The following is a 15,156-nucleotide window of genomic DNA, read 5'->3' as shown; positions in this document are numbered from 1 at the left end:
AATGAGTAATATAAAATTTCATCCAAATACAAAGTTAGAAATAATTACGGAAGATGGATATGCCAAAACTATAATTCAAGATGTAGAAGATGAAAACATTGCGATTTTAATACCTACAATAAATAGCACTTATGTTGCAATGAGACAAGGTGAAAAGTATGAGGCAATTTATAATGATAAAAAAGGTGGAGTTTATAAATTCAAATTTGATGTTGAAGGTCGCAAGTATGATAAAGTTCCACTTATAGTTTTAGGTGAACCTTATGATATAAAGAAAATTCAAAGAAGAAAATATGTAAGAATAAGCTATACAGGAATTATAAATTATTATCTTTTAAAGACATATCCTAAAAAAGAACTTATGAGTTATGATATTCTAGATTTTAAAGTTGGCTATACAGTTGATTTAAGTGGTGGCGGAATAAGGATGAGAATGTCGGAAAAACCAGATTTAGATGACTATATGATAATTAATTTAAATTTAAATGAAGAAATTATAATTTTAGGTAAAGTAGTTAGAATAGAAGAAGATGGAAATGGAAAATATCTATGTGGAATAGACTTTCTTGAAATTGAAGAAACTGAAAGAGAGAAAGTAATAAGATATATTTTTATGGAAATGAGACGAATGCTTAAAACTTCTGGAGGTGAAGCTCTTTGAATACTCTAAAAAATGAAAATGCACATATAGTAGAGCAATATATACCACTTGTAAAATATATTGCATCTAGAATAATTATGGGTAAAACTAAATATGTAGAATATGAAGATTTAGTAAGTTATGGCATGATAGGACTTATGGATGCTTTTAATAAATTTGATGAAAGCAAAGGAATGAAGTTTTCTACTTATGCAGCAATAAGAATAAAAGGATCTATGATAGATGAACTAAGAAAAAATAGCCCCATTTCTAAAGGGGCTATGGATAAACTTAATAAATATAATGAAGCAGTAGAAACACTTCAAAATAAATTATTAAGAGAGCCACTTCAAAGTGAAATAGCAAAAGAAATGGAAATAACAGTATCAGAGCTTAGTAAAATAGAGAACTATATAAATTATATTTCGGTGGTATCTTTAGAAAGTTTAATGTTTAGTGATGATGATGATATAGCACTTATCGGAAAAATTGAAGATAAGAAAGTTATTGGACCAGAAAAATCACTAGAAAAGAAAGAATTGTTAGAATATCTGTCTAATGCAATAGACCTTTTGAGAGAAAAAGATAGATTAATAATTACATTATACTATTATGAAAAACTTACTTTAAAAGAGATAGGAAAGATTTTAGAGGTTTCTGAATCAAGAGTTTGTCAACTTCATAGTAAAGCTATAATTAATTTAAGAAAAATGCTTAAAAAAATGAAGTATGATATCAATTAGAGGTGTTAACTGTGTTAATTGTATTACTCATAATAGGGATAACTATTATAGTGTTTAGTTTAAAATCTATGAAAAAAGAAAGTGGATTTTCACAAATATTGAGTTATGAAGAGAAAAAAATAGATGAGGTTGATGTAAGAATAGGGAAGCTTAGAAGAGAATTTAGTGAAACAATTTTAGACCTTCAACTTGAAATAGAGGAATTAAAAGAAGAAATATCGAATTTTAAAAGTAAAGGAAACGTGATTTATAACGATAATAATTTAAAAGAACAAGATGTTATAAATGAAATATCTATACATAATATAAACAAAAATGATAGAAATTATGAATTAGATAATAATAATATGGAAAAAATCTATCATACATATAATGAAGAATTTGAAAAAAATAGTGTAAAAATTGAACAAATAAGAGAACTTTGTAAGAAAAATATATCAGTTGAGGAAATAGCTGAAAAGTTGGAAATGGGAAAGGGGGAAGTATTATTAATAAAAGAATTATATATAAAATAGATTTAATAAAAAACTCCCTAAAAGATAAAAAAATTATATTAGGTATAGGTATAGGTATACTTATAGGTTCACTTTTAATGGGCATATCAAAGCTAACTTATAATTTAAGTGATGCTCAAATCGAGATAAGAGCTCGTAAAATGGGAATGGAATACAAAGATCAAATGAAGGTTAAAATTGAAGATAACGAGGTGAAAAAATGATAAGATCATTATATACAGCAGCATCGGGACTTATAACTAGTGAAGCAAAACAAAATGTTATTATGAATAATATGGCCAATGTAAATACAACAGGATATAAATCAGAAAAATTATCTATAAAAAGTTTTGATGAAGTTATGATTTCTAATAAAGATAAAAGATTTAATAATAAAAATTATAAAACAGATATAGGAACTTTATCAAATGGAGCTGAAATAAATGGCAAATTCACTAATTTTGAACAAGGATTTATTAAAGATACGAATAGTTCAAAGGATTTTGCATTAAATGGAAGCGGTTTTTTTACAGTACGTCAAAGAGATAATAACCAAATTGCATATACTAGAGATGGACATTTTTCAGTAGATAATGAAGGATATTTAATAACTCAAGGTGGAGATTATGTACTTGGTAGAAATTCTAGAACTGGAGCTGTAGAACAAATAAGAATTGGAAATGGCGAAATAACAGCTGATAAATTAGGTAACATTCAAATTAATGGTAATCTAAATTATCAATTTGAAATAGCTGATTTTCAAAACTATGATAATTTAGAAAAAAGTGGACATAACTTATACAAGACTAATGAAGCTCCAACTAGATCTAATGCGTTTGTTATTCAAAATGGGTTAGAACAATCAAATGTAAATACAGTAGATGAGATGGCGGACATGATGACCACAATGAGAGGATTTGAAAGTACAATAAAGGTATTAAAAACTTTAGATGAATCTTTAGGAAAAGCAGTTAATGAAATAGCAAGAAAATAGGGTGGTGAAGTGAATGTATACAGCGTTATATACTAATAGAAGTACTATGGCAGCACAACAAAAAAAATTAGATATTATATCAAATAATATTGGAAATGTTAATACAACTGGATATAAAAGATTAAATGTTCAATTTGAAGATTTATATCAAGATAGTTTAAATAGAAAAGGCTATCCAATTACTGAAGGTGGAAATAACTTAACTTATGGAACTGGTGTAAAAGCTGGAAAAGTTATAAGACAAGTTAATCAAGGAAGTTTGAGAGAAACAGGAAAATCATCTAATTTAGCTATAGATGGAGAAGGCTTTTTTAAGGTTTATATGGCTGATGGTAAAGAGGCATATACAAGAGCAGGAAGCTTTAATGTAGATGCAAGTGGAAACTTAGTAGATGCAAATGGTAATAGAATAAGCATAGTTAATGCTGCAGGACAAGAAATAAATAAGCCAGGTGGACCAATTAATTTAAAAAATGGAGAGTTTACAATAAATAAAGATGGTAGTATTACTCAAAAAATTAATGGTGATATTGTAGAATTAGGATCAATTAAAACATATAAAGCTGTAGGTGATAGTTCATTTATGTCAGTAGGCGAAAGTTTATTTGTACCATTAGAGGGTACAACAATATATGAAACAACGGACAGAAACATACTACAAGGATATTTAGAAAACTCAAATGTTGATATGGCAGAAGAAATGAGTGAGATGATATTAACACAAAGAGCTTTCCAATTAGGATCTACAGGAATGAAGACTGCAGATGAAATGTGGGGAATGATTAATAATATAAGATAATATATATTACAAAAAAGGAGCTTATCTAGCTCCTTTTTTGTATTTATATTTACATATCTATAGCTTCTGTAATTGGTGGTATAACTTGTTTCTTTCTAGAAACAACACCATCCAAATATACTTCATTATTTTCAAGTGTAGTTTTAAATGCTGCTGTAAATAAATCTTTATTTCCAGATACTAAGAATAATGATCCACCGTTAAAGATATCTGTAATCATTATAGTTATCATTTCAAGATTTTTTTCAGAGGCCATAGTATCCATTAAGCTTAAAATATCAGATTTTATATCTTTAAAACCATCTATATAAGTTGTTGTAACTTGTGCTACACCTATTTTCTTTTCACCAATAGTGAATGTTTTATAATCTTGACCTAAAATATCTTCAGCAGATTTACCTTCAAGAGAAGTAGCTGCTTTAAACATTTCATTTGCAAATGCCTCAATATCTATATCAGCAATTTGAGCAAGTCTCTTAAGAATTATCTCATCAACTAAAGTTGCAGTTGGTGATTTTAATAAAAGTGTATCTGAAATTATTGCACCACATAAGATTCCTGCAATTTGCTTGCTAGGTCTAATGCCATTTTCAAAGTAAATAGAAGCAACGATTGTTGAAGTACTTCCAACTGGCTCATTTCTAAAGTATATAGGTAGTCCAGTTTGAACATCTGCTATTCTATGGTGATCTATTATCTCCATAACTTCAGCATCGCTTAATCCATCTACAGATTGTGCAGTCTCATTATGATCCATTAATATAACTTTTTTCTTAGTTTGATTAATTAAATGATAACGAGAAATAGTTCCAATAACTTTACCTTCTTCATTAATTACAGGATAGCTTCTGTATCTAGTTTCAAGCATTATATCTTTTATTTCATCAACAAAATCTGTAACTTCAAAAGAAATTAAGTTATTTTTACTCATAACGTAACTTACAGGTATGCTTTGAGTTATAAGTCTTGAAGTTGTAAATGTATCATATGGAGTAACTATAACAGTACAACCAACTTCTTTAGCTTTATCTAGTATTCCAGGAAGAGGTTCTCTATTTCCAGTTATAATCATTAAAGAAACTTCTTTGTTTACTACAAAGTTTTGGATATCTTCTCTATCACCACAAATAACTATATCATTTTTTTCAATTATAGTCTTTTCATCATTTGGTGACATGTTTGCAACAGCTATTTTACCTTCAAAAGTTTTATTTTCTTCATGTAAATATTCAACTTTTGCAGATAAAGTATCTAATATGTTATCAATAGAAGTTCCGCTTTTGGCAAGTATGTAATTATCCCATATATCTAAATAGCTAGATGCTAAGTTTGAAACAGATGTAATACCAATTAATCTTTCATTTTCATCTACTACAGGTAGAGTTTTAGTATTATTCTTTTTCATTATAGTCCATGCCATTTTTAATGAAATATCAGGTGATATAGGTGCAACTGTATCTATATCTAAATCAGCAACTTGAGTTTTTACTGTTTTAATAAAATCTGGTGCTTCCACTCCAAAATAATTAAGGATAAATTGAGTTTCGTTGTTAACTTCGCCTAATCTTATCGCCTTTGCAGGAGTTTTTTGCGTTTTATTTTTAAATTCTGCATAGGCAAGTGCAGAACATATAGAATCTGAATCAGGGTTTTTGTGTCCTGTTATATAAATTGTATTTTTCAAATTTATATCCTCCTTAAAAAATAATCTTTGTCAAGGCATCAAAAATAAAATAACATGAAATAATAAAATTATTTTAATTACTGGAAGTAATATATAGATTTAAAATTCATATATTAGTTCTAGTATGACAAAAAATAAATTAAATATAACAAGTTATTTTTATAGATACCTATAAAACAGTATATATGTATTTTAAAACGATAATTTATTAATGTAAAGTAAAAATATTTATTACCATTAAAATTTAGAGCTTATTTCATATAATTGGGATTAAATACATATATTTTAAAGTAAGAAATTATAAACATTTCTTAAAACTTTTTATACAAGAGTATAATACAAATTTATAGGAACTCAACTTCAAAAATTAACGTTTTAGTTGAGAATTTTGACTCTAAGTTTTAATCTATATTTTAAAATTGACAATTGATAGTAGAAAGTTAAGGTGAAAATTGGATTCAAAATTTAAAAGAATGATTTTTATTAAATTTGCAGAGCAAATTATTTGAAAACAACATAAAAACTTAGTTTTTATGTATTTATATTTTAAATATTAGGAATGAAATGAATAATATTAACCATCGCTATTCACTTTTCACTCTTACTTTTTACTTGGTTTTCAATATGATAATGGAATAAACTGTAAGGATGGCAGTATTATTTGATAAAGCTATTATTTTGAATTTGAACTTGAAACCCTATATTTGTATTATGCAAGAATAAAAGGAGGGATATGATTGTATGATAAAGAATTAAGAGGACTTACAAATGAAGAAGTAGAGAAAAAAATAAAACAATTTGGATTAAATGTTTTAGAGAATAAGCAAAAAGTTTCTGCCATAAAAATATTCTTAAGTCAATTTAATGATTTTATAATTTGGGTGTTAATAGGCGCAACAATAATATCAGGTTTTATGGGAGATTTGGCAGATGCAATAACCATACTTATAATAGTATTTATGAATGCTATATTAGGTTTTGTACAAGAATACAAAACAGAAAAGTCATTAGAAGCATTAAAAGAAATGGCATCTCCAACAGCTAAGGTAATAAGAAATGGGGCTATTGAGGTTGTAAACTCAATGTATTTAGTACCAGGAGATTTAATTGTATTAGAAAGCGGAGATAAGGTACAAGCTGATGCTTGTCTTATTGAAGATAACTCTTTTATGGTAGATGAGTCATTATTAACAGGTGAATCAGTAGGTGTCTATAAAAATTCAAAAGAAAAAAGTGCAAATAATATTTTTATGGGAACTACAGTATTAACTGGAAAAGGTGTGGCAAAAGTAATTTGCACTGGTATGGATACTGAAATGGGAAAAATAGCACATATGCTAAATAGCATAGAGACAGAAAAATCAGTGCTAAGTGAAAAATTAGACTCATTAGGTAAAATATTAGTTGCAGTTTGTATTGTTATATGTGCAATAGTTACTATACTAGGAATTGTAAGAGGACAAGACCCATATACAATGTTTTTGTGTGGAGTTACATTAGCTGTAGCTGCAATACCAGAAGGACTTGCTGCTATAGTTACAGTAGCATTAGCTTTAGGTGTATCAAGAATGCTTCAAAGAAAAGCACTTGTAAGAAAATTACCGGCAGTTGAAACGTTGGGATGTACTTCAGTAATATGCACAGATAAAACAGGAACTCTTACAGAAAATAAAATGATAGTAAAAAAAGTATATTTTAATGAAAAAATAAGAGATGAATTTAATGATATAAATGATTTAATTATAAAAACCTTTGTTTATTGTAATGATTGTGATTACAATTTTAAAGATATAAACTTAGAAAAATGTTTAATTGGTGATCCAACAGAAACAGCACTAATAAAAGCATTTTTCAATGAACCAAAAACTTTACAAAGGTTTATATCTAAAGCTAAGAGAACTTATGAAATACCATTTAATTCTACAAGAAAAATGATGTCAGTTGTAGTTGAAGAAAACGGAAAAGAAACTTGTTATGTTAAAGGTGCACCAGAAATGGTAATGAAAAAATGCACACATATATTAGTAAGGGGAAAAGTAGAACCATTAACTATTAATCATAAAAGAACAGTAGAAAAAGCTATAGATCAAATGTCATATGATGCATTAAGATGTATTGCTGGTGCATATAAAACTGAAAATATAGTAAAAAATGATAACTCATTGGAAAGTGGATTAGTACTTGTAGGTATAGCTGGAATTATAGATCCTCCAAGAAAGGAAGCTAGAGATTCTGTAATAGAATGTAAGTTAGCGGGAATAAAGCCAATAATGATTACAGGTGACCATAAAAATACTGCATATGCAATAGGTAAAGACTTAGAAATATGTGGGGATTTAAATGAAGTTATTACAGGCGAAGAACTAGACAAGCTTTCAGATAATGATTTAAAAGCAAATATAGATAGATATAGAGTATTTGCAAGAGTAAGTCCTAAACACAAACTTAGAATAGTAAAAATGTTTAAGAAAAAGGGTCATATAGTTGCAATGAGTGGTGATGGTGTAAATGATGCACCAGCAGTAAAAGAGGCTGATATAGGAATTGCAATGGGAATATCAGGAACAGATGTTACAAAAGAAGCAGCAGCTATGATTTTATTAGATGATAATTATTCTACTATAGTTGCAGCTGTAGAAGAAGGTAGAAAGATTTATGATAATATAAGAAAATTTATAAGATATTTATTATCATGTAACTTAGGTGAAGTTTTAACAATGTTTTTATCATCATTATTTTATTTAGAATCTCCATTATTACCAATACAAATATTATTTGTAAATTTAGTTACAGATGGACTTCCAGCTATAGCGTTAGGTGTTGATCCAGGAGATAGTGATATAATGATGCAAAAACCTAGAAAGAGAGATGAAAGCATATTTGCAGGAGGATTAAAGGAAAAAATACTATTAAGAGGTACTTTAATTGGAATATGCACAGTAATGGCTTTTATTGCAGGAAAGTATTATAGAATGGATTTAGAAGTATGTAGAACGATTGCACTAGGTACACTTATAATGTCTCAACTTGTGCATGTATTTGAATGTAGATCAGAAAGATATTCATTATTTGAAATAAATCCTTTTACTAATATGTATTTACTAGGGGCTGTTTTAGTTTCCTTTTTATCATTAGTATGTATTATTTACATACCAGTATTTCAAAATATATTCCACACTGTTGCATTAAACTTAGGACAATGGCTTATTATAGCTTTTTTCTCAGGAACAATTGCTATGGTTAATAGCTTATACATTTATATAGGACATAAAAAAAGAAGATAATAAAAATAAAGTAGGAGATTTTAAAATAAAAATCTCCTACTTTATTTATATCTTCTATCAACTTTAGTCTTTTGAAGTTTCTTTGGTATTTCACCATTTGATGGAACTAATTCAGACCTATTTGTCATATTAACAATGTTGACAACAGATAAATATTCTTGATATTTCTTCCTTTTCTTCTTCTTTTTATCAGGTTTTAAACCTTGAACTATTACAGAATGTCCTTGTGAAAGGTTCATAAAAGTAGGCTTTTTAAACCATTTCTTTTTCTTGTAGTAACAAGTACTAACACCAGAAGATGATACTGGTTTAACAACAATTAAAGCTGTTAAAGTTCTTATAATACCTAAAAAGCTTTTTTCCTCAACTTTTACAGATAATACTCTTCCTTGAATTTGAGTAAGTCTGTCACCATATCTATTTAAGTAAGCATTAGTATAACTTTGAGATAACTTATCTTTAAATCCCATAAAAAATAACTCCTTTTCAGTAAAAATCTATAAATTCATAATAAAAGTGATTAAATTTTTATAATAAAAATTTAACTCACTAAAATAACAATGATAAAAATATTATATCGAAACTTTAAGTAATTCACAAGTTTAAATTAAAAATTCTATACAACATATAAGTATACAATAGATTAAGCTTAAATACTATAGATAAATATGAATGCAATTAAAGCTTAGATAAGAATACAAGTTGAAAAATGAAATTAGTCTTATTCTAATTTAGAAAGAGCAATTTAAAGTGTTGCACAAATAACGATGAACAATTAAAGATAAAACTGAAGTATCAGTTTTAAAAATCAATTCTTATAAAAATTTCTCACTCTTCACTCTTACTTTTTATTTGGTTCCCAACATTATAATAGAATAAACTGTAAACTTAATAGTATCATTTGATGAAAATATTAATTTGAACTTGTAACCCTATAAATGTATTTGTAATATTAAAAAATATTAAAATAAAATATATATATAGCATATTAAATTACAATAAAATATATACATAAAATATAGAACATAAATTATAAGTATAATAAATTATTTTTTAAATTTATAAATTTGTTCCAAAAGTTTCCTGTTAAGAATAGTAATATAATAAGCGATTTATTCATGGGAGGTTATGATGAGAAGAAAGTTGACTCCAAAAGAAGTGGTTTTTAAATTTGATATGGAAAAAGTTAAGTTAAAGGATAGCATTGATATGCTACCACAATATGATATAGCATATAATAAGATAAAAACTGCAATAGAGATAAAGAATCAAGGGTATAATGTATATTTAATAGATGATTATTCAAAAAGTAATGTTGAAAGTATAATGAAATACGTAAATGAAATATTAAAAAGCGAAGAAGCACCTAAAGATATATGTTATGTTATAAAGGATGATATAAAAAAACCTATACCTCTACTTGTAGCTAATGGAAAAGGAAAAGTTTTTAAAGAATTATTAGAGCATATACAAAATACAATTGCAGATAAAACATTTGAATTTTATACAAGTTCAATAAGTAAAGAAAAAGAACAATTAGTGGGTAAAATTCAGAAAAAAAGAAGTGATATGTTATGTGAACTTATAAGTATATCAAAAAACAGTGGATTTGATATAAGAACAAGTGAAGAGGGGTTTACATTTATTCCTTTAAGCGAAGAAAAAGAAATGACAGAAGATGAATATGACAAACTAGATGAGCAAGAAAAAGAAGATATGATAACAAAAGTAAATGAACTTAAAATAAAAACTAAAGAAATACTAGAAGATTTAAAAGATATTGAATCTCATGAATTAGAAAAAGTAAAAGAGATTATGGAAGAATATTTATATGGAATAATGAAAATAGAAGAAGAAGAATGTATAAAAATATTAGATCAAGATGTGGAAGCACAAAATTATTTAATATATATTATAGAGAAAATGTTAGAAGAATTATTGGAAAATTATAATATAGATTATGATGAAGATGAAGATAAAATAAATGAAATAATATTTAAATATATGATAAATGTTATAGTAGATAACTCAGATAAAAAATCTCCACCAGTTATATTTGAGGAAGATCCAAGTTTAAATAATTTACTTGGAAGTATAGAGTATGAAAATCATAATGGAGTATATATATCTGATGTATCCTTAATTAAAGCAGGAAGTTTTTTAAAAGCTAATGGAGGATGTCTTATTATAAGAATTAATAGTCTTTTAAGTAATCCACAATCATATTACTATTTAAAAAAGGTATTATTAAGTGAAAAGGTTGATTTGGATTATAATAAAGGATATCTTGAATTATTAGCTTTAGGTGGATTAAAACCAGAACCTATTAAAGCTGTAACAAAAGTTATTTTGATAGGTAATTATGAGTTTTATGATGTGCTTTACAATAATGATGAAGAATTTAAAAAGATATTTAAAATTAGAGCTGAATGCAATCCACTAATAGGGTTAGATAAAATGTCTAAAGAAGCATTATTAAGGGAAATAATGGATTGTTGTGAGCAAAATAATGTAGGGGAAATTACTACAGAGGCTATAAGTGAAATAGGAAAGTATTTATGTAGAAAATGTGAAAGTAGAGATAAAATGTATTTTGATACAGAAATAATAAAAGATTTAATTTTGTTAGCTAAGAATGATTCAGAAAGAAATAAAAAGGACAAAATTGATTGTGAGGAAATAATAAAAATAGCATACAATGAAGAAATAATGGAAAAAGAAGTTATGAATAGTTACAAAGAGAAGCGAAATTTAATTAAAGTTGATAGTAGTGAAGTTGGTCAAGTAAATGGGTTGTCAGTTATAGATATAGGATATATAAGTTTTGGAAGACCTATTAGAATAACATGTAATTGTTATAAGGGAAATGGCACAATAATTCATGCTCAAAGAGAAGGAAATCTAAGTGGGAAAATTCATGATAAAGCAATAAGTATTTTAAATGGTTATATAAACAATTTAGTTGGTGGTTATAAAAAGATACCAGTTGATTTTCACTTGAATTTTGAACAAATATATGGAATTGTTGATGGTGATAGTGCATCAGTTGGTGAAGTGCTTTGCATGTTATCATCTATAACTAAAATTCCAGTTAAACAAAATATAGCTGTAACAGGATCAATTAATCAATTTGGAGAAATACAACCTATAGGTGGAGTTAATGAAAAAATTGAAGGATTTTTTAAAGTATGTAAAAATGTAGATTCCATAAAAAATAAAGGAGTATTAATACCTTTCTCAAATAAAAATGATTTAGTGCTCTCTAAAGAAGTTGAAGAAGCTATACAAAATGGAGATTTTAATATTTACACTATGGAATCTATAGATGATGCTATAAAGGTTCTTATGGATAAGAGCTCCATAAATATAGATAAAGTTAAGGAATCTATGCAAAAGGAGTTTTTAAAATACAATGAAAAATAATCACTCTAATAATATGGATATAACTGTTAGAGTTAACAATATGAAAGTGAAAGCTAAAATGGGAAAAAAGCCAACAGTTACGATAAAAGATTTAAAACATGATAAAAAATATAAAATTAATTTGTATAAGTTAAAAAAGTTTAAAAAATTTCTAGATAAATAAAGAAATGGAAAGGTATTAATACCTTTCTATTTCTTTTTTAGTTTTATATTATATTTTTCTTATAAAGATTAAACGTTAAATCTAAAGTTAACAACATCTCCATCTTGCATTATATAATCTTTACCTTCAAGTCTAAAGAATCCTTTTTCTTTAGCAGCAGGTTCAGAACCACATTCTACAAGTTTATCATAAGATACAACTTCTGCTCTTATAAATCCTCTTTCTATATCACTATGGATTTTACCAGCAGCAGCAGGTGCTTTTGTTCCGTTTTTTATAGTCCAAGCTCTAACTTCTTGAACACCAGCAGTTAAATAACTCATAAGTCCTAATAATTTATAACTAGCTCTTATAAGTTTATCAAGTCCTGACTCTTCAAGACCATACTCTGCAAGCATAGAAAGCTTTTCATCATCTTCAAGAGTTGAAAGTTCTTCTTCAAGTCTTGCACATATAACCATAGCTTCAGAATGTTCAGCTTCAGCATATGCTTTTACCTTTTTTACTAAATCATTTTCTAAGTTACCGCTCATTAAATCATCTTCACTTATGTTACATGCATATAACACTGGTTTAGATGTTATAAGGAATAAACTTTTTACAAATTCGCTTTCATCTTCAGAAACCTCAAGTGTTCTAACTGGTTTATTTTCTTCAAGATGTTTTTTTATTCTTTCCATTAATTCATACTCTAATTTAGCATTTTTATCTCCAGAACGAACTAATTTTAATGATTTTTCCATTCTTCTATCTAATACTTCTAAATCTGAAAATATTAATTCAAGGTTTATTGTTTCAATATCTCTTATTGGATCAACAGAACCATCTACGTGAACTATATTTTCATCTTCAAAACATCTAACAACATGAACTATAGATGCAACTTCTCTTATATGAGATAAAAATTTATTTCCAAGTCCTTCACCTTTACTAGCGCCTCTAACAAGTCCAGCTATATCATAAAATTCAATTGCAGTATAAACTTTTCTTTTAGTGTTGTACATTTTTTCAAGTACATCTAATCTTTTATCGGGAACGCTAACTACACCTACATTTGGTTCAATTGTACAAAATGGATAATTAGCAGACTCTGCTCCAGCTTTAGTTATAGCATTGAAAAGAGTACTTTTTCCTACGTTTGGTAATCCTACTATTCCTAATTTCATATGTAAAATCTATCCTTTCTTTAACTACACATTTAATAATAAATAATATATATTGTTTAAAACTTATTACAATAACAAATTAATACTTAAAATTGATTAAGTATTAATTTGTTTAACACAAAGTATATTATTTTTCTACATTTAAACTCTTTTAAAATTATACTCTAGAACAAAATTTATTTCAACAAAAGGTAAACAATATAAATTTAAAAAAATATTGTAAAGAAAATACAATAAAAATATGGAAAATATAAAATACAATTAAAATGGATATTTTTACATTTTTTTTAATCTCATATGCGAAAAAAACAAGTATATGGCAAAAAATAAATTTTAAAACTTTGAAGATTTTAAAGGAATTTATATGTACTCATAGAATAAATTATGATATAAATATTTAATAGAGTTAAATTTTTTTCTTTTCTTTTCGATGAATATATTAATTGTTATTTATCAATTGAGAATGACATAAATAACAAAATTATTGTCTCAAAATTACTATTTATCATATTAAAACTATTAATTGGTGATAATAAGGTATTGATATTAACATTATTAAAAAGCAAATAAAGAAATAATATTGCATAACAAATATATACTTTAAATTTTATTTTAAAGTATATAAAAGTGAATAAATAAAAACAATATAGATAATGTATTATAAAACATAAAAGAGTAAGAAACTAGTGTTTTAAATATAAAAAAATACTATAAGTAGACGATATAATAAATGATATCTTTTACAATTAGTTAGTATTAAGTAAATTAAGTTAGTTTTAAACATAAGAAAAGCTTACCTTTAGAAAAAATTTAAAAGGAGATATTACAATGGAATTTAAACATGTTTCAGTTTTATTAAATGAATGTATAGATGGACTAAACATAAAAGAAGATGGCATATACGTTGACTGTACATTAGGAGGAGCAGGTCACTCAAGTGAAATATTAAAAAAACTTTCAAGTAAAGGAAGGCTTATTGGAATAGATCAAGATGAAGATGCTTTAAAAGCAGCAAATGAAAAGCTAAAGGATTATGACAATGTAACTTATGTTCATAATAATTTTTACAATATAAAAGAAATATTAGAAAGTTTAAATATAGAAAAAGTTGACGGAGTATTAATGGATTTAGGTGTATCATCATATCAGTTAGATAATGCAGAAAGAGGATTTAGCTATATGAAAGATGCTCCTTTAGATATGAGAATGAATAGAGAAAGCGAATTTTCAGCTTACAATGTTGTAAATGATTATAGTGAAGAAGAACTTGCTGATGTTATAAAAAGTTTTGGAGAAGAAAAATTTGCTAAAAGAATAGCCAATTTTATAGTAAATAGAAGACCTATAAATACAACTTTACAATTAGCTGATATAGTAATAGCAGCTATACCTTCAAAATATAAAAGAGACGGTGGACATCCAGCTAAAAGAACATTTCAAGCAATAAGGATTGAAGTTAATAAAGAACTTATGATATTAAATAAAGCAATAGAAGATTCTGTAGAAATGTTAAACAAGAATGGAAGAATAGCAATAATAACATTCCACTCTTTGGAAGATAGAATTGTAAAAAATAAGTTTAGAGAATTAAACGATCCTTGTGAATGTCCTAAAGAATTACCAATGTGTGTATGTAATAAAAAACCAAAAATAAAATTAATAACAAGAAAGCCTATAGAACCATGTGATGAAGAAAGAGAAAATAATTCAAGAAGTAAAAGTTCAAAATTAAGAATTGCAGAGAAAATTTAGTTCTAAAAATACTA

13 protein-coding genes are annotated in these 15,156 nt (G+C 26.3%); 10 read left to right on the top strand and 3 right to left on the bottom strand.

The genetic code is table 11. The features are described 5' to 3' along the window. Position 1: 1 nt before the first annotated feature. From AC07E4_RS16430 to AC07E4_RS16405, 6 genes are all read left to right on the top strand, one after another. Positions 2-661: a flagellar brake protein gene (locus tag AC07E4_RS16430; protein WP_040329427.1), complete on the top strand. Its 660-nt coding sequence runs from the start codon at positions 2-4 to the stop codon at positions 659-661. Continuing rightward, positions 658-1,383: a FliA/WhiG family RNA polymerase sigma factor gene (locus AC07E4_RS16425; RefSeq protein WP_040329425.1), complete on the top strand. Its 726-nt coding sequence runs from the start codon at positions 658-660 to the stop codon at positions 1,381-1,383. Before AC07E4_RS16430 ends, AC07E4_RS16425 begins: the two co-directional genes overlap by 4 nt. 11 nt (positions 1,384-1,394) lie before the next feature. Beyond that, positions 1,395-1,898: a hypothetical protein gene (locus tag AC07E4_RS16420; protein ID WP_051540423.1), complete on the top strand. Its 504-nt coding sequence runs from the start codon at positions 1,395-1,397 to the stop codon at positions 1,896-1,898. Positions 1,899-1,975: 77 nt separating this feature from the next. Then, entirely contained in the window at positions 1,976-2,101 is a 126-nt protein-coding gene (locus tag AC07E4_RS16415) for a hypothetical protein (RefSeq protein WP_278245519.1), read from the top strand. After that, positions 2,098-2,871 (top strand): flagellar hook-basal body complex protein, encoded by a 774-nt coding sequence (locus AC07E4_RS16410; protein WP_040329423.1) that lies wholly within the window; start codon positions 2,098-2,100, stop codon positions 2,869-2,871. The genes AC07E4_RS16415 and AC07E4_RS16410 overlap by 4 nt, the downstream gene beginning before the upstream one ends. A 13-nt stretch (positions 2,872-2,884) precedes the next feature. Next, complete coding sequence (locus AC07E4_RS16405) at positions 2,885-3,670, top strand: flagellar hook-basal body complex protein (protein ID WP_430829726.1); 786 nt, start codon at positions 2,885-2,887, stop codon at positions 3,668-3,670. 49 nt (positions 3,671-3,719) lie between these two features. On the opposite strand, the gene AC07E4_RS16400 is transcribed toward AC07E4_RS16405, so the two are convergent. Beyond that, positions 3,720-5,354, bottom strand: coding sequence for a putative manganese-dependent inorganic diphosphatase (locus AC07E4_RS16400; protein WP_040329420.1), 1,635 nt, complete (start codon positions 5,352-5,354; stop codon positions 3,720-3,722). 737 nt (positions 5,355-6,091) lie between these two features. Here AC07E4_RS16400 and AC07E4_RS16395 point away from each other — a divergent pair. Then, positions 6,092-8,638 (top strand): cation-translocating P-type ATPase, encoded by a 2,547-nt coding sequence (locus AC07E4_RS16395; protein WP_430829727.1) that lies wholly within the window; start codon positions 6,092-6,094, stop codon positions 8,636-8,638. A gap of 41 nt (positions 8,639-8,679) precedes the next feature. Here AC07E4_RS16395 and AC07E4_RS16390 read toward each other — a convergent pair whose 3' ends face one another. Next, positions 8,680-9,108, bottom strand: a complete 429-nt coding sequence (locus AC07E4_RS16390) for a hypothetical protein (RefSeq protein ID WP_478216995.1) — start codon at positions 9,106-9,108, stop codon at positions 8,680-8,682. Between the two features lie 661 nt (positions 9,109-9,769). Between AC07E4_RS16390 and AC07E4_RS16385 the strand changes: the two genes are divergently transcribed. Further along, the gene (locus AC07E4_RS16385) at positions 9,770-12,061 is read left to right on the top strand and encodes an AAA family ATPase (RefSeq protein WP_478216994.1); all 2,292 of its coding nucleotides are present in this window, start codon (positions 9,770-9,772) and stop codon (positions 12,059-12,061) included. After that, a complete protein-coding gene (locus tag AC07E4_RS16380) occupies positions 12,051-12,224 on the top strand; it encodes a hypothetical protein (protein WP_158644498.1) in 174 nt (57 codons plus the stop codon). The genes AC07E4_RS16385 and AC07E4_RS16380 overlap by 11 nt, the downstream gene beginning before the upstream one ends. Positions 12,225-12,292: 68 nt before the next feature. Here the strand turns inward: AC07E4_RS16380 and ychF are convergent, their stop codons facing one another. After that, the gene (ychF, locus tag AC07E4_RS16375; RefSeq protein WP_478216993.1) at positions 12,293-13,390 is read right to left on the bottom strand and encodes a redox-regulated ATPase YchF; all 1,098 of its coding nucleotides are present in this window, start codon (positions 13,388-13,390) and stop codon (positions 12,293-12,295) included. A gap of 828 nt (positions 13,391-14,218) precedes the next feature. Here ychF and rsmH point away from each other — a divergent pair. Continuing rightward, the gene (rsmH, locus tag AC07E4_RS16370) at positions 14,219-15,142 is read left to right on the top strand and encodes a 16S rRNA (cytosine(1402)-N(4))-methyltransferase RsmH (protein ID WP_040329412.1); all 924 of its coding nucleotides are present in this window, start codon (positions 14,219-14,221) and stop codon (positions 15,140-15,142) included. Positions 15,143-15,156 lie beyond the last annotated feature (14 nt).

It is taken from the genome of Clostridium amazonense (assembly GCF_056431285.1).
The sequence above is the reverse complement of the archived record's forward strand: the minus strand, read 5'-3'. Positions and strand labels throughout refer to the sequence as shown.